Origin of the sequence: Nocardia camponoti (assembly GCF_014646135.1) — a bacterium.
In the GTDB taxonomy this organism is placed as follows: Bacteria; Actinomycetota; Actinomycetes; order Mycobacteriales; family Mycobacteriaceae; genus Nocardia; species Nocardia camponoti.
The window spans coordinates 505,186-526,021 of sequence record NZ_BMMW01000004.1 but is presented as its reverse complement, the minus strand read 5'-3'; the positions used below and the strand labels follow the sequence as shown (position 1 = coordinate 526,021).

Genomic DNA, 20,836 nt, shown 5'->3' with positions numbered 1-20,836 from the left:
CGAAACCGCTGCGTTTCGGATTATCATTCGCCCATGAGTCACGCGGTGCACAGTTTTACCGACGATGCCCTTGGCACGCTCGACGCGACCGGAGTTGCCGACGCGTTGCGCGCGGGCGAGGTATCGCGCAGGGAGGTCATCGACGCGGCGATCGCCCGCACGCGTGCCGTCGATCCCACGCTCAACGCGGTCCAGATCGAAGCCTTCGCGCAGGCGCAAACCGCGCCCGAAACCGTCGGTGTTTTCGCTGGTGTTCCCGCGTTCATCAAGGACAACGTCGACGTCAAGGGCCTGCCGACCGCCCACGGCTCGGTCGCGTTCGCACCCAAACCGGCCAAACTGACCGGCGAACCGGCCGCCCAGTTCCTGCATTCGGGCGTGATCGCGCTCGGCAAATCGCGACTACCCGAGTTCGGCCTCACCGCTAGCACCGAGTTCGCTGACGCGCCGCCGACCCGCAACCCGTGGAACCCGAACTACTCAACCGGCGCGTCATCGGGTGGCTCGGCCGCACTCGTCGCTGCGGGCGCGGTGCCGATCGCACATGCCAACGACGGCGGCGGTTCGATCCGAATCCCCGCCGCGGCGACGGGCCTTGTCGGACTGAAAACCACCCGCGAACGCATGCTCGACCAGCCGGGCGCACGCAATTTGCCGGTGAATCTGCTTGCCGAAGGCGTCGTGACCCGCTCGGTGCGCGACACCGCCAATTACGTTGCCGCCGTTGAAGGTTTCGGCAAGCCGTCGAAGTGGGCGCCGATCGGCCTGGTCGCAGGCCCAAGCGACACGCTCCGCCGGATCGGCGTCGTTCGCGCCGACATTCTCGGTCGCCCAGTGCACCCCGACAACGGCGCGATCCTTGATTCGGCAGCGAAAACCCTCGCGCGGCTCGGCCACGAGTTGGTTGAGGTGAGCCTCGACCTCAACCCGCGTTTCGTCGACGATTTCAAGCGCTACTGGGCGGGAATGGCGCTAGCGCAATCACTTTCGATGCGCATTGTCGAGCGCGGCAGCTTCGACGCTGAGCGTCTCGATCCGTTCACGCGCGGCCTGATTCAGGTCGCGGTGCGCAACCCGCTCGCCAGCGTGGCGTCGGCGTGGCGATTGCGTTCGGGGACAACGATTTACGACGAGCAGTTCGACGGCATCGACGTGATGTTGACCCCGGTGCTCTCGCATCCTTCCCCGCTCATCGGCGAGTTGGATCCGAATCAGCCGTTCGACGAGCTGTTCACCAAACTTGTTGACTACGTTGGCTTTACACCGCTGAACAACATTGGTGGCGGCCCCGGCATCGCGGTTCCGCACGGGTTGCTGCCGATCGGCCTGCCCGGTTCGGTGCAGCTCGCCGCCCCGCGCGGTGACGAGGCGACGCTGCTTGACCTTGCCTACCAGCTTGAGTCGGAGAGCCCGTTCCCGCGCATCTTCGACTAAGCCGGTTACGCGGACCGGCGATGCGCCGCGACGTTGATCGGGCGTAGTCGGCCGGGGCTTTCGGTGCCCGCGTCGAAGGCCCAGTGCTCGCCGGTCCATGCGGGGAATTCCCCGCGCCAACGGTCTACGAGGCGCTGGTCTTCGAGCGCGGCGACGATGCCCGCGGAACCGGTGTACTGCAACCGCTCGTACTTGTGGCGGGTGAGAATGTCGACGTTTCCGACGGTGACGGCGAGAGACATGGGATTACCCTCCGGGATTGAGATGAACGCAAGACTGCGGTGGCGCGTCACCGTAGCCACGAGTATGCAGCGTGGCGCCCGCTCGTGAGTGAGTTTTGAAAATCAATTGCTTCACTTCGTTGGATTGCAGGTCGTGAGCTTGCTGCCGGTAGGCTCATCAGCCTTATGGCCATTAGCGCGACCGTGCACACCTTCGCTGTCCAACTCGCCGACGTCGACCGTGGCGTCTACGAAGACTTCGAACTTCGGGTCGCGCAGCACCCGTCGGAAACCACCGAGTACCTGGTCACTCGGTTGCTCGCGTATTGCCTGCAGTACGAGGAGGGCATCGTCTTCAGCGAAGGCGGCATCTCGGCAACCGACGAACCCGCCGTCCAGGTCCGCGACATGACCGGCCGCGTCACCAAGTGGATCGAAGTGGGCGCACCCGATGCCGACCGCATCCATCGCGGCAGCAAACTCGCCGGTGACGCCGTCGTTTACACCCATCGCGACCCGGCGAAAGTCCTCGCCGGGTACGCGGGCAAAAAAATTCACCGCGCCGAATCGATTCCGCTGTTCAGCTTCGATCGCACCTTCATCGACGACGCGGCGGCGGCCGTGCAGCGGCGCAACACCGCGAGCATCTCGGTGACCGAGGGCGAGCTCTACCTCGACCTCAACGGCACCAACCTGCGCACCGAGATCACCGAGCAGTCGCTCGCCTAACGCTTCGACAGATGCACGTTGAGCAACACGCTCAACTGCGTAACCGCCTGGTCGAACGGGTGCGCCGACTTCAGCGCGCGGCTGTGCACGATCGTCCCCTCGATCGTCGTCAGCAGAAAGCCAGCGAGCGAAACCGCCGTCGCGCGGTCGATCCCTGCCGCGACGATGCCGTCGGCCAGGCGCGCTGTCCATTCCGCGAAGGCTTGGCCCGCGATGGATTGCAGCGTTGGATCGAGTTCGTCGAGCGCGGCGGCCATCATGAACGACCCCGCCGCGTAGTCCGTCGCCTCAAGTGGAGCGCGCCAAAACGCGAGCAGTTCACGCACCCACTGTGCCGCTGACGGCGCGGTTTGCAGGTTGTCAGCCATCGTGCTGATGTGGCTGTAGACCAGCCTTGACACGATCCGCGACGACACCTGAATGAGCTCGGCCTTGCCCGCGGGGAAGTGCTGGTAGAGCGAGTTGCGCGACGTGTTGCTGCGTTTGAGCAGTTCGCTCAGCGCCGCGGCGTGCACACCGTGTTCCTGCACGGTCTTGATGGTGTGCTCGATCAGTCGGGCGCGTGGTCCGGCTGCCATGCCTTCTCCTCCAAAACCTTGATTGAACCGATCGGTTCATGTTAAACCTGAACCACCGGTGAACCGATCGGTTCACTAGCGGAGAGGATCTCATGCCCACGCCTATCGCCACCGCAGTTCCCGTCGCCCACGCCGCGATTTTGGGACTTGGCGTATACCGACCCCGTCGCGTTGTGCCCAATCACGACATCGTCGACGCCATCGACTCCTCCGATGAGTGGATCAAAACTCGATCGGGCATTGCCGCGCGTCGATGGGCGAGCGAGGACGAGACGATCGTTTCGATGAGCGTCGCCGCCGCCCGCGACGCGCTCGCTGCCGCCGACATTGACGCCGCCCAGATCGACACCGTCATCCTCGCGACGTCGTCGCTGATGGTGCTTGGGCCGTCGGCGGGCGCGGTTGTCGCGACCGAACTCGGCATGCACGACACTGCCGCGTTCGACATTTCCGCTGGTTGCGCTGGGTTTTGCTACGCGCTCGCCGACGCGGCGAACCTGGTGCGTTCGGGTCAGGCGCGACGTGTTTTGGTGATCGGCGTCGAACGCCTCACCGACCTGCTTGACGTGCACGATCGCGGAACGGCGTTCATCTTCGCCGACGGCGCGGGCGCGGTTGTTGTTGGTCCAGCCGAGCAGGAGGGAATCGGCCCGGTCGCGTGGGGTTCGGACGGCAGTAAAACGTCAGCGATCAAGCAGGACAAGGACTTTCAGCAGTATTTCGCTGAGGTCGCCGCTGCCGAAGCGGCAGGGACCACCTCGGAGCGGCCCTACATTCGGATGAACGGAACCGAGGTATTCCGTTGGGCTGTCACGTTTTTGGAGAAGGCGTGCCGCGACGCGCTCGACCGCGCTGGTGTCGCGGCAAGCGACCTCGACGCGTTCGTTCCGCATCAGGCCAACCTGCGCATTGTCGACGCGCTCGTGCGGGTGCTTGAGCTGCCCGATGACGTCGCGGTCGCGCACGACATCGTCGAGTCGGGCAACACGAGCGCCGCGTCGATTCCGATGGCGATGGAGCAACTGCTGCGTTCGGGTGCGGCGAAGCCGGGCGATACCGCGCTCTTGCTGGGCTTTGGTGCTGGGCTGGCGTACGCGGGACAGGTTGTTGCCCTGCCGCCAATTGTCGCGTGAAGTGTGGGACTATATGTCCCAATAACCCTTGCGTGTGACGCGGTGTCACAGTATTCTGGGGCTACCGCACTATGGAGGAGACACCGATGACGTTGTCGATCGCACCAGATCCCGCGAGCTACGACGAGATCCTGAACGCCCTGTCTGAAGGCTCGGTCAACCGGCATTTCGACCCGTACGTCGACATCGACTGGGAGTCGCCCGAGTTCGCGATTATCGCTAACGACCCGCGCTGGATTCTGCCGCGCGAGGAGCCGCTTGGGCGTCACCCCTGGTATTTGGCGCAGCCGGTCGAGCGGCAGATCCAGATGGGGATGTGGCGTCAGGCGTCCATCGCCAAGGTCGGCCTCGACTTCGAGCAGCTGCTCATCCGTGGTCTGATGCAGTACCTCGTCTCGGTGCCTAACGGCAGCGCCGAGTTCCGCTACATCACCCACGAGGCTGCCGAAGAGTGCAACCACACGATGATGTTCCAGGAAGCGATCAACCGCATCGGTTACCTCGATGTCGTTGGCATGGGCAGCATCGACCGCAAGCTCACGCTGATCATCTGGCCCGCGGTGAAGTACTTCCCGACCTTCTTCTTCACCATGATCCTTGGCGGCGAAGAGCCGATCGATCACCTGCAAAAGTCGCTGTTGCGCGGCGACACTCAAATGCACCCGATCGTGCAGCGCGTGATGCAGATCCACGTGGCTGAGGAAGCTCGGCATATCTCCTTCGCGCACGAATACCTCAAGCGCAATGTCCCCGAAGCGCACCCGGTCACCAAGTTCGTGCTGTCGCTGCTTTTCCCGGCGGCAATGCGGGTCATGATGTCGATGATCGCGACGCCGCCGAAAGAGTTCGTCGAGAAGTTCGAGGTTCCCGACTACGTGATGCGTGAGGCGTACTGGTCGGCGCCGGAGTCGCGGGCGCAGATGCGCGACATCTTCGCCGACGTCCGTGCGCTCGCGACGTCGGCCGGGATCATGAACCCCGTCGCCAAGCGGGTGTGGAAGTTGCTCGGTATCGACGGTTCGGCGTCGCGTTACCGCAGCGAGCCCGCGCGTCGCGCCTGATTGCCCTCAACGCGAAGAGCCCCCGAATTGTTCGGGGGCTCTTGTCGTTTGCTTGGGTCAGTCGCGGACCGCGTCGATAATCCCGTCGATCGAGAAATCGCCAGCGCCCCACTTCACGAGCACCGCGCAGAACGTGAAAAGCATCAGGTCGTATTCCCAGCCGTTCTTATTCGCCCAGTAGCCGGTTTTCCACACGAAAACCTTCATCGAACCGGCGCCGAGCATCAACGCCATCAGTCCGAGTGCGGGCAAGAAAACCCACAGACCGAGCAGAATGCCAATCGCGCCAAGCAGTTCGGCGATGCCGGTAAACCAAGCGATAGGCATCGGGACGTTATTGCGTTGCGCGAACGCGGGCACGTCTTTGAGTGCGGTTCGTGACCCGGCGATAAACGCGACGCCGACGATCACGCGGACCAACAGCAGCAGCAAATTCTCGGCGAGAGTGGCCATTCGGAAAGTGTAGGGGCCGGAATCTCCTACCTGCGGATTCGCCGACAACTTGTTACCGGCGTGGCGCGTGCACCCAGCGCCACGCGGCGAGCCCGACGGTCACGGAAATGACACAGCCGATCACGGTGTCGACGAGGCGTTCGCGCAGAATGTCGGCCGTCATTGGCGCGCCGAGGCCGGTGAATACCGCGACGAGCGGGGTCATCACCATCGCGTATGCGGTGTAATTCGCCGCGCGCAGGTACGGGCGAGCCGCCCCGATCATGCCGATGGTGACGACGAGCAGCCACGTCGGGATGGACACGAGGAAAAGCGCGCCGAGGAAAACGCCGATCGCCGTGCCGAGGCCACGTTGCAGGCTGTGGGTGAGGGCGGCGTTGTGGTCGCGTTGGACAACAAGCGCGACGGTGAGCACGATCCAGTACGAGTGGGTGCCACGCAGGTGATGGGCGAGAATTTCGGCGACGATGAGCGAACTGCCTAGTCGCAGCACGTATTGCCAGCCTTGCAACGTGCGCAGTTTCGCCGACCACGCGCGGATGCGGTCGGCGGGCGGAACTCGCGCGGGGCCCGGTGGTTCTCGCAGGCCAAGTAGATGCCCTATGCCGAATGCGAGCAGCGCGAGAGCACCAGCGCCGATGCCGCCGAGCGCGGCGTATTTGACCAGCATCGTTGTCGTGGTGTGCGGACCGAGCGACGCGCCGATGATGCCGAAAACGATCGACAGCGTGGTGATCTTGGCGGCGAGTGGACTGAGGCCGCCGAAAATCGCTGCGATGATCGAGCCAACGACGATGACGGTTGAGCTGGCGACGGCACTGAGCCCACTCGACCACGCGCCAACCGCGACCGCGATACAGCCGATGACCAGGGTGTTGGCGAGGTCGATGACGCGATGTCGCAGCGAGCCGTTGTGCCCGCTGCTCGACATCAGCAGCGCGCCGAGGGCGGCGACCATGCCCGCGGCGAGGTCTCCAGCGAGGTCGCCGATGGCGATCGGAACCGAAACCGCGAGCCCGGCCGCGAGCAGTCGCAGGACGTTGAACTCGACCGACTTCCATCGCGCGACTTCGGCGAGGGTCGAGCGACCGGACGCGACCCCCGCGTTGACGATGCTGCGCCAGGACCGCTCCTCGGGCTCAGTCATGGGTCAAGCATGCCCCTGTTTGGGCCGATCGGGGCTCACAGCCAGGGGCGGATCTGTTCCACCGCGGCGACCGGGTGGTTGGCTTCGATCGGGCGCCCAAGTGCCTGCAACTTCCAAATGCCTTGCTCGCGATGCAGTTTCGCGACGAGCATGCCCGTGTGGGGGCCGCCAGCGCTCAAACTGGACCGGCTGAGTTCGGTGTCGTTGCCGTCGACGAGCCGCCAAAACGCGTTCTTGACGTTCTCGAACGTGTGGCCCGCGTACGACGTGATCGTGAAAACGACGGCCGTGACATAGCTGGGAATGCGGGTGAGGTCGACGCTGATGATCTCGTCGTCGCCATCGCCATCACCGGTGAGGTTGTCGCCGAAGTGGCGGATGGTGCCGTCGCGAGTGGACAGTTGGGCGAAGAATGCGACGTCGATCAGGTCGCGACCAGCGAAAACGAGCGCCGACGCGTCGAGGTCGATGGGGGCGTCGCGGGTGCCGCTCCACCTGCCCTGCACCTTGATCGGGTCCCAGCCGAGGCCGAGTTTCACGAAGGTGAGTTGGTCGCCACCTTCGCGTCGCAGCTCGACGTCGTCACCCGCGAGCAGCACGGGCGCGAGCGCGGGACCGCGCGGCGGTTCGGGGGCCGTCGGCGGCGTGTCGACGACGATGCCGTGCGTGGTGACCGCCTCAGCGAACCCGCCGCGATACCCGCGCACTACCGGGCGTGCGTGCCAGCCGTCTTTGGCACGGATCAGGTCGAGCAAGGTGATGGTGGGGACTGGACCAACGTCGCTTGGGACGGTGGTGCTGAGCAGGACACCTTCGGCGCCAACCACATCGACGCGCGGCGGTTCGTGATTGGGGAACCGCGCGAACGGGTCGGTGAGCGTGAGCACGATGCGCACCACGTCGATGTCGGCGGGAATCGCTTCGGGCGTGACGACGAGCGTTGCGGCTTCGGCGTCGAGCACGACACCGGGCGCGGTTGGGTAGTTGTGGAAAACGAGATCGTCGTCGGAACGCACCAGCCCACCCTCGGTGAGCAGCAGCGCGGCGACGTCGATTCCGACCTCACTGTGCACCACCACTCGCAGCTCCTCGAGCCCGAGACCGACCGTGCGCCCGCGGAGAAGGGCTGCGTCCATCGCTCCATGGTACGGCGACGCGGGGGTGTTCGTCGGCGCGTTTTCCGGTGCGGCGCGCCATCTTTGGTGATTGCGGTGGGGGCGCTCGCGTGGGGGAAGGTCGCCGTCGCCTCGCGCTCGGCGTAGGTCGGTGGCGACCCGCATTCAGCGCGTTGACGACTGCGCAACGTGTGGCGTCGCCGGACAGCAGGGGCGCGAGGGTGAGCACTCGGGCTCGTTGGTCGGGTGGCATCGCGCCATCTCACCCGTCGCGGGTGAGTCAGGCGGGGGCGATCAGCGGCGATGATGGCGAGGACCCGAGGTACTGGCCGCTGTAGGAGGGTGCCGTGTTCACCGATCAGTCGTATCTCGTGCCACCCGTCGAGGGTGACTACCTGTCGGTCCGCGCGCTCACGGTGCGGGGGAGTGACACCGAAATTGGGGCTGACCTCGCGAAATTCGCGCGACGCGACTACAGCGCCGTCGTCGCGCCCTATCGCAGCCCGGTGTACGGCATTGGCAGGCTCAAATATTTCGACCACTCCTACCCAGCTCTCGCCGACCGAGCACGAGGGGCCGCGCGGCAGTACGACGTCGACCCTGAGCGCACCGACACCTCGACACTCGCCTACGACGTTCCCAGCGTGCCAGCGTGCTCGCTCGTGTGGTTTCCCGCATCGCTGACCACGGTTGGTCGCCCGCTTTTCGGCCGCAATCTTGACTGGTTCACCGGCACGCTGAGCAGCAAATACGGGTTGCCGCCGACGCCCGGCGAGCATCCGTCATGCAGTCGAACCGTGTGGCTCACCACGGTGCCGAGCGGCGGTCGCGTTGTCGCGCAACTGGGGTGTCATGACCTGATGAGCCCCGGACTCGACGGCGTGAACGACGCTGGCCTGATGACGGCGGTGCTTGTCGACCATTCCGACCGAGGCAATGTCGGTGCGTCGCCGGCGGGCGGCCGGGCAAGCGGGCTGAGCGCGATGCAGGTGCCCGGTTGCGTACTGCATGGTGCGACGACCGTCGCCGAAGCGAAAGTCCTTCTCGTGCAACAACAAACCTTCTGCCCAACCCCGACGAACATGCACTGGTTCGTCGCCGACGCGCATGGCGCCGCGATGGTTGTCGAGATCGACGGCGACTCCCGTCAGTACTACTTCGTCGATGCCGAACCGGACCAGCCGTTCATCGTGACCAACCACGCGCTGCATCGGTACCCGACGATCTCGTCGTTTCCCGCCGAACCCATTGGCGCTGAACACAATTCGTTCGTGCGATACCAGGTGCTGACGGCGGCGATTCAGGCACACCAGGGACCGTGGACGCCCGACGATGTGAGCGCGCTGCTCGACGTGGTGCAGTGCGCGTACGTCGACGACAAGGCGGCGGGCATTTCCGGCCACGTCCCCGAGCGCACCCTGTGGCATTACGTGGCCGACCCGGACGAGCGCGCGTATCGAATTCGCTTCTACCAGCACGACATTGGGCCTGAACCGGGAACGAACCATATGCGAACGAAGTTCACCGACCCGCTTGAGTGGACGTTGTCGGGCGCGTTGGAGCGCTGATACCCGTCGCCGCGGGACGCCAGCCGGTTCGCTACGCCGCCAACGCGCGTGCACGCCTCGCCGCGATCGCGTTACCACCGATGCCAACAACCATGATTCCGGCCGCGATCAGCAGCATCGCCCGCACCAGCGTGGTCAGTGGTTCGAGTAGTGCGTCGGCGATGATCTCAACAACGGTCGCGCTCGCCGGCCCCTCACTCGGCAGCGTGCTCAGGTAATGCCAGCGCGCGACCGCGACGACGATGGTCGCCAACGCGACCGCGAACGCCACGCTCATCCCAACCAGCGTGACGGCCCGCCATCGGCGACCGCGCGGCGCGACAACCACGGCGGCGAGCGCAAGCAGCACGTTGACCGGCGGCAATACGACGGCGGCGATGTCGATGCCGCGTACCACCTGACGTGCGGTGGTGAGGTCGGGTCCGCGCGCGACGACGATCGACGTTGACGGCAGCGACTCCGGCGACACTCCCGCCTCGATGAGTTGGTCGCGCGCTTCGGCGGTGAAGGGGGCGAAGTCGATGCGCAGCGTGCCGTCGTCGTCGGCGCGCACCACTTCGTCGGAGTCGTCGCGCAACACCGCGACAAGGTGCCGGTGCGCTTGGCGATTCGCCGACTCCCACAGCCCGGCGAACTGCGACGACGCGAGGAACGACCCGACCGCCGCCCGCACGATGGGCGTTGCCTGCTCAGCCACCCGATCCCGCAGGTTGGCTTGGTTGATGATCGCGGTGGTCGCCTGGTCGGCGACGGCGGCTTGCAGCACCGGATTGTCGGCGAGTGGCGTGACGGTCGCGGTGTAGCGGTCGGTGTCGAGCAGCACGTAGTGGCAGTAAACCGCGAGCAGCGACGCGGTCCCGAGCAGCCCGACGAGGATCAGCAACAGCGCGCTCGCGATGTGCCGAACACCTGACGATCGTGACAAGAGGCCCCCAACTGCACTGGTCGGACAGTTCTGACGACGCGATTTCCACCCTAGCAATCGCGCGCCGCTCACAGCCGGTTCCCAGCTAGCACCCAGCTACGGTGCAGCGACGCGACCCAAGCTGGCACCATGACCGATTCCACTGCCAGTCCACCCGAATCCCCACCCACGCGCGACAGCCGACTCCAGTGGCTTGGGCTCGCCGCACTGCTGGTCGGGACAGCCGGTGCCTACCTGTGGAACCTCTCGGCCAACGGCTGGGCGAACACGTTCTATGCGGCGGCGGTCGAGGCGGGGTCGCACTCGTGGAAGGCGTTCTTCTTCGGTTCGCTCGACGCGTCCAACGCCATCACCGTCGACAAAACGCCGCTCTCGTTCTGGCCGATGGAAATCTCGGCGCGCATCTTCGGGATGAACTCCTGGTCGATGCTGGTTCCGCAGGTGTTGCTCGGTGTCGCGTCGGTCGCGCTGCTGTGGGCGATCGTGCGACGGCATTACGGCGCGAACGCGGGTCTGCTCGCCGGGCTTTTGCTCGCGGTGACGCCCGTCGCGACGCTGATGTTCCGGTTCAACAATCCCGACGCCATGCTCGTGCTGCTGATGCTCGCCGCAGTCTGGGCAATGAGTCGCGCGCTGCTCGACGGCCGTTGGCGCTGGCTCGCGTTGTGCGGGATGTTCGTCGGACTCGGCTTCCTCGCCAAGCAGTTGCAGGTACTGCTCGTGCTGCCCGTGCTTGCCGTCGCCTACCTGCTTTTCGGGCCACCGAAGCTGGGCAAGCGCGTCGCGCAACTGCTTGTCGCCGGGGTCGCGATGGTCGCGGGTGCCGGGTGGTGGGTGCTCATCGCGCAACTGTGGCCCGCTGGTTCGCGCCCGTATTTCGGTGGGTCGCAACATAATTCGATCATCGAACTGACTCTGGGTTACAACGGTCTCGACCGACTCAGCGGTGGAAGTCGGGAGCACGGCGGATTCGGCGGCCCCGCTGGCGCGAACCCTGACATGACGGGCGCACCGGGCATGCCCGGCGGTGCGTCGCTGCCCAGCGGCGGCGGAAATCCCGCAGGCGCGGCCCCCGACATGTCCGGGATGGGCATGCCGGGCGGACGTTCCCCATTCGGCCAAGCTGGCATTACCCGCATGTTCAGCGAATCCGTCGGCGGCCAGATCGCCTGGTTGATTCCGGCTGCGGCGATCCTCTTCATTGCTGGTCTGATCGCGACCCGCCGCGCCCCCCGAACCGACCCGCGGCGTGCCGTACTCGCCCTTTTCGGCATCTGGGCTGCTGTCTCCGCCATCGTGTTCAGCCTGATGAGCGGCACTTTTCACCAGTACTACACCGTCGCACTCGCGCCCGCGCTCGCTGGCACTGTCGCGGCTGGCGTTGGGCTGTTGTGGCCGTCGCGAACGAAAGTGTGGGTTCGAGCGACGTTCGCGTTGGCCGTCGCGGCAACTGCGGCGACCGCATGGGTCCTGCTCAACCGCACGCCCGACTTCGTTCCGTGGTTGCGCTGGGTGATCGTCGTTGTCGCGATAGGCGCGATCGGCGCGCTGGCAGTGAGTGATCGCGCGAAACTGGCGGTGGTCGCCGTGCTCGCGAGCCTGTTCGTCGGCGTGGCTGGCCCGGTCGCGTACAGCATCGACACGCTCAACACCGCCCACACGGGCTCGATTCCGCTAGCAGGCCCGCGCAGTGGCAACAGTGAGTTCGGTGGATTCGGGGGAGGATCGGGCCGAAACCGCGACGGCAACGCTGGTGCGCCCAATGGAACCGAACCCCCGACCGCGTCGCACGGCATGCCCGGAATGGGCAACGAGAAGATGAGCGACAAGGTCGTCGCGATGCTCGACCAAAACCACGCCCAATATCGTTGGGCCGCAGCAACAGTCAGCTCGATGGCCCAAGGTCCCTACCAACTCGGCAGCGACGGCGAAGTGATGGCGATCGGCGGCTTCAGCGGCGGCGACCCGTCCCCGACGCTCGACCAGTTCAAGCAGTACGTGAGCAACGGCGACATCCACTACTTCATCGCGGCCAACCAAGCACGCCCGGGTCGCGCCGGAACCGACTCCGAAGCCAGCAAAATCACCGCGTGGGTGAAGGAGAACTACCAGCCGACCGAGGTCGACGGCGTGACCCTCTACGACCTGACCCACCGATGACCGCGACGAGCACGCGGACGTCCAGCACACGGTTTTCGGCCCGTTAACGACTGGGTACCCCAACCCTCGTGAGACCACCCGAATGTGTCGCGGCAGTAGCCACTCCTCGCACGCTGACGTGACACCGCCCCCCAGTGACGCCGGTGCCTATCTGCCCATAGGCGCCGGCGTCACGTCCATGTTTACCGGCCCTGACCTGCGCTGACAGCACTCTCACAGCTTCATGAGGCAGCCTGGAGCGATGGAATCGACCTCGATCACCGCAGGCGCCCGATGGTTGACTCGGGTTCCGTTGGGCTTGGTAGCTGTGGTTGCGCTAGGCGCGTTGTCGGCGGCGTTGGCCGACAACGTTGTCGACGACGACGGCCTCACCGTCTTCGACCCGCACCTGCTCGCCGACGTCATCGCCCACCGCAACGGCACCGCGACCTGGGCGGCTGAGGCAGTGAGTTTCCTTGGCAGCCCGACGGTGATGGCTCTTGCCGCGGCCGTTGTCATCGGGGTCATGATGTGGTTGCGCCGCTGGTCGACCGCGTTATTGGTCGCCCTTGGCGCTGCGGGCGCGGCCGTGCTTGTTGTTGTCGGCAAACACCTCGCAGGCCGTTCGCGTCCGCCTGCGGTCGACCATTTGGTCGTCGAAACGAACCAGTCATTCCCGAGCGGCCACGCGCTAGGCGCAACAGTGGTTGCCGGCTTACTGGCTTACGTAGCGATCGCCAACTTCCCCCGTTTGCGCGCCCCGATCACCGCCCTAGCAGTACTTTTCGCGCTCGCGGTAGGACTTTCCCGCGTATACCTGGGCGTCCACTGGCCAACGGACGTGCTTGCGGGCTGGGCAATCGGCGCGACCTGGCTCACCTTGTGCATCGTCGTTTACCGCAGGATTGCCTCCGCAGGCTTATCGTTGCGACCATGACGTTAGCGGTCGAAATTTGTGATGTGGGTCACTAAATTGCACGTTAACGGTACGATAGCAACGATAGGCTGTGGCCAACCTCGATCAGGCTGGGCGTCTTATCCGACTCTGTTCGTTGTCGATTACCGCAACATCGCCGCAAGCGCTAAGGCTGGCGGTTAGCCCGTGCGCCTTGGTAGTAACGCGATGAGCGCCGCGGCCTCATCGCACGTGCAGCGCACTTCACGAATCGCGGCAACGTCCTCGCCGTTGACCCGCACAGTCGTCGGGCCGGAAAGTCGCACTGCCACGGTGGTTGTCCCCATCACCGCGAGTGCCGCGACGCCATCGTCGATGTGAACGGTCTTTGTGTACTGCCCGTGCGTCACCGTGTGCGCGCGGGTGACCGCCGCGAGGGGTACGTCGATCCGCGCGAGGTACGCGAACCGCAACGTCAGGTGGTCGGGTCCGACCACGTGCGGACGCGTGCGGGTTGCCGCGAGAAATCCGAGCAACCAGACTGCACCGTAGATGCCGATCACACAGAGAACGATGCGGAGCCACTGCCAGGGGATAAGCAGTTCTGCGACAGCGATTTCCAGCGCGGATAGGAAGATCGAGACCGCAACAAAGGTGCGCACTTCCTGTCCGTATTGCACGGCCGTTCCGCCTGGTCGGACATCGGGACGTCGGCGCGCCCACCGCCAGAGCGCACCGAGGACGCCAATTTCGTGACGCAACACCGCGACAACCGGGCTCGGCAGCACCACGGTCAGTGCGGCGAAGAAGGCGTCACCGCGGGCCATGCCCGAACGTCGCAGCTTCCGGTACTGGACGCGGGCGGCGGTCGCCATTACCAGCGCGACCAGGGCAAACACGAATTCCATTGCGAGCTCGAGAAGAACGGCGTCGTTGAGGTCGATCACGTTGAAGACCAGCAGCACGGCTTCAATGAGCAGTACGAGCGGCGCGAGCACTTTCAGAATCCGCGCGACCGGGTGTTGGTGCGTTGATGTGCCGACCCGTCTCATTGGAGCCCCCGGAACCTCCACTGACGCACCACTTGAATCGCGTTGCGTGCTTTACCAACAGATTACCTGTTGTGTGAAGTTCCTTGACTGAAATACGGACTCACCCCGAGTTCCTGGTCGCCTGCCTCGTTTTACCGGCTGCACCGTTTTCCCCAGGTCGGGCAGGGTGCGGGCGGCCGACGTCCAAACGCAATCGCTGGATCTTCACTCGTGCGCGTTGCGTCGCGGGGTGTAGGGCGGCCGTTGCGCGGGTGGTCGCAGTCAAGGGGTCGGCCGCCGTCACGTGTAGTTCGATCATGATCTGGTTGTCGCGGTGCTCAACGCGCGCCGACGAAATGTGCTGGCGCGACTGCAAATTCGACCGAAGTGCGGCGAACTGCGCCGAGCTGTCGGGGCTGATCGCCGCCCGAAAGCACACCGACCACACCTCTTCGCGCGCGACAACAACAACGCTATCCCCATCATCAAACGGGCTCGCCTCCAACCGAACCCGACACCCAAGCAGGTGCATCATCCGCGCTACGCTCCGCAACGTGAGGTTGCGCCGCCCGCTCAACCGCTGGCTCACCTCGGTTTGCGTCACTTCGAGCAGGTCAGCCAACTGCCGCTGACTCATCCCGTTCCGCTCAAGCGCACCATGCACCATCTCGGTCGCCGCCCGCAACAGCTGTTCCTCTTCGAAGGCGACATCGGGTGCCCGCCGGAACCATGTCGTCATAACGTCACCTTCTTGGGCCGCTGGACCGGGCGATTCGTCGAACACGTGAGGATGCGGCACTTGCGAAACGTCCCCCAAAACCTGCCGCGAATGCCGATACGGTACGCGACAGCGTGCCGCCTTGGCTGGCGATTCGCGAACAGCGCTGACCGTTGACGCGTCACTTCCCACTAACGCGCCGAAGGCCCCCTACCTGAGTTGGGTAGGGAGCCTTCGCTTCGCACGCGTCTCACTCAGCGCAACGGCGTGAAATCGCGCGAGGCGATGTAGGTCGGGCGCGGGGCGGGGCCCGCGAACGGCGCGACCAACTCGTTCTCAACGCTGTTGAAAACCAAGAAAATGTTCGAGCGCGGGAATGGCGTGATGTTGTTCGATGACCCATGCATGATGTTCGAATCGAATAACAGCGCCGAACCGGCGGGCCCGGTGAACTGGGCGATTCCGTGCTCGCGCGCCAACCGGGTGAGCTCGCGTTCGGTCGGCACACCAATGCGCTGCTCTCGCAACGATTCCCGATAATGGTCAGTCGGCGTCGCACCCGCGCACCCAACGAATGTGCGATGCGAACCGGGCATCACCATCAAACTCCCGTTGTACGGGAAATTGTCGGTGAGCGCGATCGACAAACTCACCGCACGCGGCGCGGGCATCCCGTCTTCGGCATGCCACGTCTCAAAATCGGAATGCCAATAAAAACCGGCGGCACCAAAACCGGGCAGATAATTCACCCGAGTCTGATGCAAATACACTTCCGACCCAAGCACTTCCCGCGCCAAGCCAGCGATCCGATTCTCGCGAGTCAATTCCGCGATCAACGGGCTCAGTTTGTGCACCTCGAAAATCGACCGCACCTGATTCGACGACTGCTCGATAATTACCCGGTCGTCGAGACGCAACTCCGGTTCTTCGGTCAGCCGCGTCACCTCGGCCGACAACGTCGCGACCTCGGCCTCGCTGAGCAACGCGTCGAAAACGGCGTAACCATCGTGAGCGAAGGTGGCAAGCGCGGGCGTTTCCGGTGCGCCCCACACCGTCGGATCGGTGCGGCGCATCGAACCCGACCCGGCTGACCTGGTCGGATAACGATCAACGAGCTGAACAGTCGGCGAGGTGGGCATCGGGTTGCGTTCCTTTCGTCGGGTTCAGTCGGCGGCGAGTACCGCGTCGATGAACTGTCTTGTCCGTTGGTTCGCTGGTTCGGTGAAAAGCTGTTCGGGCGGCCCTGATTCGACAACTCGACCCTGGTCAAACATCAGCACGCGGTCGGAAACCGTTCGCGCGAACCGCATTTCGTGCGTCACGCAGAGGAAGGTGATGTCGGTGCTCGCGGCGATGTCGGCGAGGAGTTTCAGCACGCCGGTCACGAGTTCGGGGTCGAGCGCGGAGGTGACCTCGTCAAGGAGCAGCACCTTCGGCTCCATCGCGAGCGCCCGCGCGATCGCGACACGCTGCTGCTGACCGCCGGACAATTCGGTCGGGCGCGCTTTCGCCTTATCGGTGAGCCCGACCAATTCGAGTAATTCCATCCCGCGTTCTTTGGCCTTTTCCTGGTCCGTGCCAAGCGACCTAATCGGCCCCATCGTGATATTGCCAAGCACTGACATGTTCGGAAAGAGATTGAACTGCTGGAAAACCATGCCGATCTGACTGCGCATCCGCCGGAAATGCGCTTCGCTCGCGGGCACGAGCTTGTCCTTGCGACGCTCGTGACTCAAATACTCGCCGCCTACCTCGATTGTTCCGCTGTCGACGCGCTCCAACGTCATCAACATGCGCAGAATTGTCGTTTTGCCCGAACCCGACGGGCCAATCAGCGTGACGAATTCGCCTGGCGCGACGGAGAAGTCGAGATGATCGAGGCAAACCGTTTTGCCGTAGTTCTTCTCGACATCGGTAAACCGAATCATTGGCTCACTGTGCGACACGTTGCTCCAGCTTTCGAATCAGCACTGAACAGGGGTAACTCAGTGCGAGGAACGTCAGACCAACCGCGAGCCATGCCTCGGGGCCAGCACCCCCTCGGTCAGCGGCGTACACCGTTTTGACCTGGTAAACCATGTCCAGGATGACGATCGCCGATAGCAGCGGCACTTCCTTGAACATCGCGATGGTGTAATTGCCGAGCGCGGGCAGCACGCGGGGGACAGCTTGGGGAATGATCACGTCGGTCCAGCTGCGCCACACCGGCAAATTGAGCGCGACGGTCGCCTCCCACTGTGACTTCGGCACTGCGTCAATGCCCGCGCGGAAAACCTCGGCGGTGTAGCAGGCGTAATGCACGCCGAGCGCGGTGACGCCGACAATTAACCGTTGGGTATCGGTGCTGAACCCGCTGAGTAGTTCCGGCCGCACGACCCAATAGAGGAAGAAAATCTGCACCAATAATGGTGTGCTACGCACGAATTCGACGAATCCACGCAGTCCGAGACTGACGATTGGCACTCGCGCGCGAATAATCACCGCGAAAGCGAGCCCAAGCAGATACGCGACGATCGAGCCGAGGATCGTGTACTGAATCGTTACGACGAGGCCGTCCGCGATGAACGGGAACGCGTCGAAGAACCTGTCCCAGCGCCACTTTTCCATCAGATCACCGGCCTAAGCGCGCGACCGGTCGCCGGGCGGCCAGCCACGCGCGCGGCGATTCGTTCAAGAGCCCGCATGATCGCGGTAATCGCCAGAGCGATAAGCAGATACACCACCAGTTCGATCGCATAAATGACACCGAGTTCGCGGGAGAACGCGGGGACGGCCCTGAGCTCATCGGCCTTCTTGAAGATTTCGGGCACCGCGATAAAACTCAGCAACGCGGTTCCTTTCAACAACTGGATGAACAGGTTGTTGAACGATGGCAGCATTTCGACAAGCGACTGCGGCAGTTCAATTCGCCATAACCGTTGGCGCGGCGAAAGATTCACCGCGATCGCCGCTTCAACCTGTCCGCGCGGCACCGACCGCACCGCCCCTCGCACAATCTCCGCGCCATACGCGCCATGATTGAGTCCGAGGACGAGAACGCCAATTACCAAGAGACCCTGCGGAGTTGAGCCCAGCGTGACGCCCAGGAAGATCGGAATCGCGACGGCGAAGAAGAACAACTGCACAACTTCGGAACTGCCGCGCAACCCTTCGACATACACGCGCGCCACCGCCCGAACGCCGCGCCGTCGCGACAACAATGCGATGCCCGCGACGAACGACAACACAATGGTGAGCGCGATTCCGCCAATCGTCGCCCACAATGTGAACGGCAGGCCGTCCAGAACGCGGTCGAGGTAAATCCCTAGATGATCTGACACAGTGCTACGACGCGCAGTATTGCTCGGTGGTCGCCTTCGGGTCCGGCTCGTTCGCTGCGGTCAACCCGAATGGTTCGACGAGCTTGAGCCACTCGCCACTTTCATGCAGGGCTTTGAGTTCGCGATTGAAGTCTTCGCGGAACTCGTTGTCGTCGAGGCGGAAATTGAAGGTGCCCACGGCAGGCTTGGTGCCGAACTGGAAGGACGGCGTCGTTTCGAGTTTGGCGTCCTTGTTGTTTTTGACCAGCCATGTGCTTGTCACGTCAAGCAGGGCCGCGCCGTAGACGTCACCGCCGGTGACCGCGCGCACAATATCGTCCTGTTTGGCCATCGGCTCGATGAGCTGTTTCGGGACGCTCGCTTCTTCGGCGTAACCGTTTTCCACCGCGCCGCCGAGTGTTGCGATACGGGTTTGCTCGCGGGTGATGTCGGTGAATTTGGTGATATTGCGCGGATTACCTTGGGGCACCATGAAAGACGAGCCGACCTGGTAATCGGGAATCGCGAACGCCGAACTTTCGCAGCGCTTGGGATTAATGAACATCCCGGCCGCGACGAACCCATAGTTTTTGGCGCGAACACCGTCGATGAGGCCGTCGAAATCGGTGACGACACCGTCGATTTCGTTGATCCCGAGTTTCTTCAGCACCGCCTTCGCGACGGTCGGCGCGTATCCGGTGAGCTGGCCTTGGTCGTCCAGGTAGGCCCACGGCGCTTCATTGGCGAACCCAATTTTGATCTTGCCGGTCTGCTTGGCTTCGGCATAGGTGACCGACGCTTGCTGGTCGGTCCCGAGCCCGCACCCGGTGACGGCCACGAGGGTAACCGCCGCCAACGCCGCCCCAAAACGAATCCGCTTGCGCGCCTTCGACTTTTTCCACCGCACGTTTGGATCCCATCGTCATCCGCCCCGGAACGGTTCTGCACCCGGGTAACCCAGGGTGGCGATGCGATATTGAGATGGGCCGGTCGGTTGGTTTGCGGTTGGATGACGAATGGTTGTTTGCGCCGCGGTTCGCTGACTAGCTGTCGACCCTTCCCAGCGCTGGCCGCGTGCGCCACAATTCGATAGCGGCGTCGATGAGTCGAACGTGGACCAGGTGCGCGACTTCGCTGATCGGGTGCCATGCGGCGAGGTCGCTGGAACCGTCGGTTTCACTGCGGAGTGTGCCACCAATAATGGTGCCCGCGTAGATTATTCGGACGCTGTGAATCTCGGCGAACTCGCCGTGCGGGCGTGGGAACCGACTAGTATCGGTGTCTATTCCGAGCAATGCCGTTAGCTCGACGGCGTACCCGGTCTCCTCATCCACCTCGCGCTTCGTGGTCGCGACGGGATCCTCGCCATGCTCCATCCCGCCCCCCGGAAGCGTCCAGTGCTTGTTCCCTTCGGGCGACACCCACCGGGCGAGCAGGATCTCCTCGTTTTCTCCCGCCCCTCGAATGCAAACGGCATAGGCGGCAACGCGCAGCACATTCGTCACCGAACGAGTTTAGTTGGGCAACAGTATGTTCTGGGCGGAACGGCACTCGTTTGGCGCTTCTGACCGGCCGCGAGCTGGCTTGAAAGAAAGGGCCCCTGAGGCGACTTGCGCCTCAGGGGTTGCCTCCAATGTGTTCGCGAGGTGTCAAGCCCTCGCCTCTACGTAGAAAGTAGCAACGGGTGGGGGAATGATTCAAGCGAAAACGGCGCTCGTTCTCACGGACCACATCACTACCAAGCGACCTACCGTGCGATTCGAGAAAATATCGCGCGAATCGTGGCGGAAACGCTGGTGTATCGACGCACACGTGCGGCGCTGTTCTTACTGCAAGACGAGCACACCAATGCTATTCGCACGCAGAGCTGGCGAGGCTGGCGTCTGTGCGCTCACAGGTGCGGAGTGGGGCTAAGGAAGGACCGGATGTCGGCTGCCATGTGCGACATCTTTTCTCCGGCTTCGACCCAGGTGCTTAGCCTTGCCTGCCACGTGGGACGGGTGAGGGTGGCGATGACGGTCCAGTCGAGCCGGACGTGGCCGCCCGGGGTGAAGGTCGCAGTGACCCGCAAATTGCTGTTCCCCCAATCTCGTTGACCTGACCAACCGGCGAAGTCGGCGACGAGTCTGTCGAAGTAGTCGCAGATCTCGGCGCGTTCCCAAGGGGAGAAGAGGAGGGCACCGCACGTTGCGTTGAGGCCGTCGCCGGTGAGGGCTACGTCGACGTGCACCTCGTCGGTTCCGAAGTACTCGATGCTCGTGAAGATTCGACTGTCAAATCTCACCTGTGCGCTCGGGTTGTTGGCGCACCGGAACGCTAGGGCGGCGTCGTCAGGAGTCTCGTTTGCCACGGGGAGACGGTAGTCGCGAGTTCGAGTTTGAGCGGTTGCG

The 20,836-nt window shown here is 64.0% G+C and carries 22 protein-coding genes; 7 read left to right on the top strand and 15 right to left on the bottom strand.

All coding sequences use genetic code 11. From position 1 onward, the window contains the following. Nucleotides 1-33 precede the first annotated feature (33 nt). Complete coding sequence (locus IEX78_RS20990) at nt 34-1,434, top strand: amidase (RefSeq protein ID WP_188830722.1); 1,401 nt, start codon at nt 34-36, stop codon at nt 1,432-1,434. A gap of 5 nt (nt 1,435-1,439) precedes the next feature. On the opposite strand, the gene IEX78_RS20985 is transcribed toward IEX78_RS20990, so the two are convergent. After that, nucleotides 1,440-1,676, bottom strand: coding sequence for a hypothetical protein (locus IEX78_RS20985; protein ID WP_188830721.1), 237 nt, complete (start codon nt 1,674-1,676; stop codon nt 1,440-1,442). Nucleotides 1,677-1,841: 165 nt separating this feature from the next. Between IEX78_RS20985 and IEX78_RS20980 the strand changes: the two genes are divergently transcribed. Further along, a complete protein-coding gene (locus IEX78_RS20980) occupies nt 1,842-2,384 on the top strand; it encodes a YaeQ family protein (protein ID WP_188830720.1) in 543 nt (180 codons plus the stop codon). On the opposite strand, the gene IEX78_RS20975 is transcribed toward IEX78_RS20980, so the two are convergent. After that, entirely contained in the window at nt 2,381-2,962 is a 582-nt protein-coding gene (locus IEX78_RS20975) for a TetR/AcrR family transcriptional regulator (RefSeq protein WP_188830719.1), read from the bottom strand. The genes IEX78_RS20980 and IEX78_RS20975 overlap by 4 nt on opposite strands. A gap of 92 nt (nt 2,963-3,054) precedes the next feature. Here IEX78_RS20975 and IEX78_RS20970 point away from each other — a divergent pair, with 92 nt between their 5' ends. Then, nucleotides 3,055-4,095, top strand: coding sequence for a beta-ketoacyl-ACP synthase III (locus IEX78_RS20970; protein ID WP_188830718.1), 1,041 nt, complete (start codon nt 3,055-3,057; stop codon nt 4,093-4,095). Nucleotides 4,096-4,181: 86 nt separating this feature from the next. Then, the gene (locus IEX78_RS20965) at nt 4,182-5,156 is read left to right on the top strand and encodes an AurF N-oxygenase family protein (RefSeq protein WP_188830717.1); all 975 of its coding nucleotides are present in this window, start codon (nt 4,182-4,184) and stop codon (nt 5,154-5,156) included. 57 nt (nt 5,157-5,213) lie between these two features. Here the strand turns inward: IEX78_RS20965 and IEX78_RS20960 are convergent, their stop codons facing one another. From IEX78_RS20960 to IEX78_RS20950, 3 genes are read right to left on the bottom strand one after another with little or no spacing between them, the layout of a single operon-like run. After that, entirely contained in the window at nt 5,214-5,609 is a 396-nt protein-coding gene (locus IEX78_RS20960) for a DoxX family protein (RefSeq protein ID WP_188830716.1), read from the bottom strand. A 52-nt stretch (nt 5,610-5,661) separates the two neighbouring features. Beyond that, nucleotides 5,662-6,756, bottom strand: coding sequence for an FUSC family protein (locus IEX78_RS20955; RefSeq protein ID WP_188830715.1), 1,095 nt, complete (start codon nt 6,754-6,756; stop codon nt 5,662-5,664). 35 nt (nt 6,757-6,791) lie between these two features. Next, nucleotides 6,792-7,892, bottom strand: a complete 1,101-nt coding sequence (locus IEX78_RS20950) for a TerD family protein (RefSeq protein WP_188830714.1) — start codon at nt 7,890-7,892, stop codon at nt 6,792-6,794. A 326-nt stretch (nt 7,893-8,218) separates the two neighbouring features. On the opposite strand from IEX78_RS20950, the gene IEX78_RS20945 reads away from it, so the two are divergent. Next, nucleotides 8,219-9,439, top strand: coding sequence for a carcinine hydrolase/isopenicillin-N N-acyltransferase family protein (locus tag IEX78_RS20945; protein ID WP_188830713.1), 1,221 nt, complete (start codon nt 8,219-8,221; stop codon nt 9,437-9,439). A 31-nt stretch (nt 9,440-9,470) separates the two neighbouring features. Here IEX78_RS20945 and IEX78_RS20940 read toward each other — a convergent pair whose 3' ends face one another. Then, the gene (locus IEX78_RS20940; protein ID WP_188830712.1) at nt 9,471-10,364 is read right to left on the bottom strand and encodes a hypothetical protein; all 894 of its coding nucleotides are present in this window, start codon (nt 10,362-10,364) and stop codon (nt 9,471-9,473) included. 129 nt (nt 10,365-10,493) lie between these two features. Here IEX78_RS20940 and IEX78_RS20935 point away from each other — a divergent pair, with 129 nt between their 5' ends. Further along, nucleotides 10,494-12,524, top strand: a complete 2,031-nt coding sequence (locus tag IEX78_RS20935; RefSeq protein ID WP_188830711.1) for an ArnT family glycosyltransferase — start codon at nt 10,494-10,496, stop codon at nt 12,522-12,524. A 241-nt stretch (nt 12,525-12,765) separates the two neighbouring features. Then, nucleotides 12,766-13,440 (top strand): phosphatase PAP2 family protein, encoded by a 675-nt coding sequence (locus IEX78_RS20930; RefSeq protein ID WP_188830710.1) that lies wholly within the window; start codon nt 12,766-12,768, stop codon nt 13,438-13,440. A gap of 158 nt (nt 13,441-13,598) precedes the next feature. Here IEX78_RS20930 and IEX78_RS20925 read toward each other — a convergent pair whose 3' ends face one another. The 9 genes from IEX78_RS20925 to IEX78_RS20885 all read right to left on the bottom strand — a co-directional run bounded on the left by IEX78_RS20925 (nt 13,599) and on the right by IEX78_RS20885 (nt 20,796). After that, the gene (locus IEX78_RS20925) at nt 13,599-14,450 is read right to left on the bottom strand and encodes a hypothetical protein (protein WP_188830709.1); all 852 of its coding nucleotides are present in this window, start codon (nt 14,448-14,450) and stop codon (nt 13,599-13,601) included. A gap of 100 nt (nt 14,451-14,550) precedes the next feature. Next, nucleotides 14,551-15,168 (bottom strand): helix-turn-helix domain-containing protein, encoded by a 618-nt coding sequence (locus IEX78_RS20920; protein ID WP_188830708.1) that lies wholly within the window; start codon nt 15,166-15,168, stop codon nt 14,551-14,553. Between the two features lie 233 nt (nt 15,169-15,401). Then, nucleotides 15,402-16,286 (bottom strand): ectoine hydroxylase, encoded by an 885-nt coding sequence (gene thpD, locus IEX78_RS20915; RefSeq protein ID WP_188830707.1) that lies wholly within the window; start codon nt 16,284-16,286, stop codon nt 15,402-15,404. 24 nt (nt 16,287-16,310) lie between these two features. After that, the gene (ehuA, locus tag IEX78_RS20910; protein ID WP_188830706.1) at nt 16,311-17,075 is read right to left on the bottom strand and encodes an ectoine/hydroxyectoine ABC transporter ATP-binding protein EhuA; all 765 of its coding nucleotides are present in this window, start codon (nt 17,073-17,075) and stop codon (nt 16,311-16,313) included. 4 nt (nt 17,076-17,079) lie between these two features. Continuing rightward, on the bottom strand, nt 17,080-17,754 hold the full coding sequence (gene ehuD, locus IEX78_RS20905) for an ectoine/hydroxyectoine ABC transporter permease subunit EhuD (protein WP_188830705.1): 675 nt from the start codon (nt 17,752-17,754) through the stop codon (nt 17,080-17,082). Next, complete coding sequence (locus IEX78_RS20900) at nt 17,754-18,467, bottom strand: amino acid ABC transporter permease (protein WP_188830704.1); 714 nt, start codon at nt 18,465-18,467, stop codon at nt 17,754-17,756. Before IEX78_RS20900 ends, ehuD begins: the two co-directional genes overlap by 1 nt. A 4-nt stretch (nt 18,468-18,471) precedes the next feature. Further along, complete coding sequence (ehuB, locus tag IEX78_RS20895; RefSeq protein WP_229684160.1) at nt 18,472-19,353, bottom strand: ectoine/hydroxyectoine ABC transporter substrate-binding protein EhuB; 882 nt, start codon at nt 19,351-19,353, stop codon at nt 18,472-18,474. A 136-nt stretch (nt 19,354-19,489) separates the two neighbouring features. Beyond that, nucleotides 19,490-19,951, bottom strand: a complete 462-nt coding sequence (locus IEX78_RS20890) for an NUDIX hydrolase (RefSeq protein WP_188830703.1) — start codon at nt 19,949-19,951, stop codon at nt 19,490-19,492. A gap of 386 nt (nt 19,952-20,337) precedes the next feature. Continuing rightward, on the bottom strand, nt 20,338-20,796 hold the full coding sequence (locus IEX78_RS20885; RefSeq protein WP_188830702.1) for a DUF6228 family protein: 459 nt from the start codon (nt 20,794-20,796) through the stop codon (nt 20,338-20,340). Nucleotides 20,797-20,836: the final 40 nt, after the last annotated feature.

What these genes read in the sequence shown, in the direction of transcription:
- IEX78_RS20990 (WP_188830722.1), top strand. Translation starts at nt 34, where the DNA reads ATGAGTCACGCGGTGCACAGTTTTACCGACGATGCCCTTGGCACGCTC.
- IEX78_RS20985 (WP_188830721.1), bottom strand. Translation starts at nt 1,676, where the DNA reads ATGTCTCTCGCCGTCACCGTCGGAAACGTCGACATTCTCACCCGCCAC.
- IEX78_RS20980 (WP_188830720.1), top strand. Translation starts at nt 1,842, where the DNA reads ATGGCCATTAGCGCGACCGTGCACACCTTCGCTGTCCAACTCGCCGAC.
- IEX78_RS20975 (WP_188830719.1), bottom strand. Translation starts at nt 2,962, where the DNA reads ATGGCAGCCGGACCACGCGCCCGACTGATCGAGCACACCATCAAGACC.
- IEX78_RS20970 (WP_188830718.1), top strand. Translation starts at nt 3,055, where the DNA reads ATGCCCACGCCTATCGCCACCGCAGTTCCCGTCGCCCACGCCGCGATT.
- IEX78_RS20965 (WP_188830717.1), top strand. Translation starts at nt 4,182, where the DNA reads ATGACGTTGTCGATCGCACCAGATCCCGCGAGCTACGACGAGATCCTG.
- IEX78_RS20960 (WP_188830716.1), bottom strand. Translation starts at nt 5,609, where the DNA reads ATGGCCACTCTCGCCGAGAATTTGCTGCTGCTGTTGGTCCGCGTGATC.
- IEX78_RS20955 (WP_188830715.1), bottom strand. Translation starts at nt 6,756, where the DNA reads ATGACTGAGCCCGAGGAGCGGTCCTGGCGCAGCATCGTCAACGCGGGG.
- IEX78_RS20950 (WP_188830714.1), bottom strand. Translation starts at nt 7,892, where the DNA reads ATGGACGCAGCCCTTCTCCGCGGGCGCACGGTCGGTCTCGGGCTCGAG.
- IEX78_RS20935 (WP_188830711.1), top strand. Translation starts at nt 10,494, where the DNA reads ATGACCGATTCCACTGCCAGTCCACCCGAATCCCCACCCACGCGCGAC.
- IEX78_RS20930 (WP_188830710.1), top strand. Translation starts at nt 12,766, where the DNA reads ATGGAATCGACCTCGATCACCGCAGGCGCCCGATGGTTGACTCGGGTT.
- IEX78_RS20925 (WP_188830709.1), bottom strand. Translation starts at nt 14,450, where the DNA reads ATGAGACGGGTCGGCACATCAACGCACCAACACCCGGTCGCGCGGATT.
- IEX78_RS20920 (WP_188830708.1), bottom strand. Translation starts at nt 15,168, where the DNA reads ATGACGACATGGTTCCGGCGGGCACCCGATGTCGCCTTCGAAGAGGAA.
- thpD (WP_188830707.1), bottom strand. Translation starts at nt 16,286, where the DNA reads ATGCCCACCTCGCCGACTGTTCAGCTCGTTGATCGTTATCCGACCAGG.
- ehuA (WP_188830706.1), bottom strand. Translation starts at nt 17,075, where the DNA reads ATGATTCGGTTTACCGATGTCGAGAAGAACTACGGCAAAACGGTTTGC.
- ehuD (WP_188830705.1), bottom strand. Translation starts at nt 17,754, where the DNA reads ATGGAAAAGTGGCGCTGGGACAGGTTCTTCGACGCGTTCCCGTTCATC.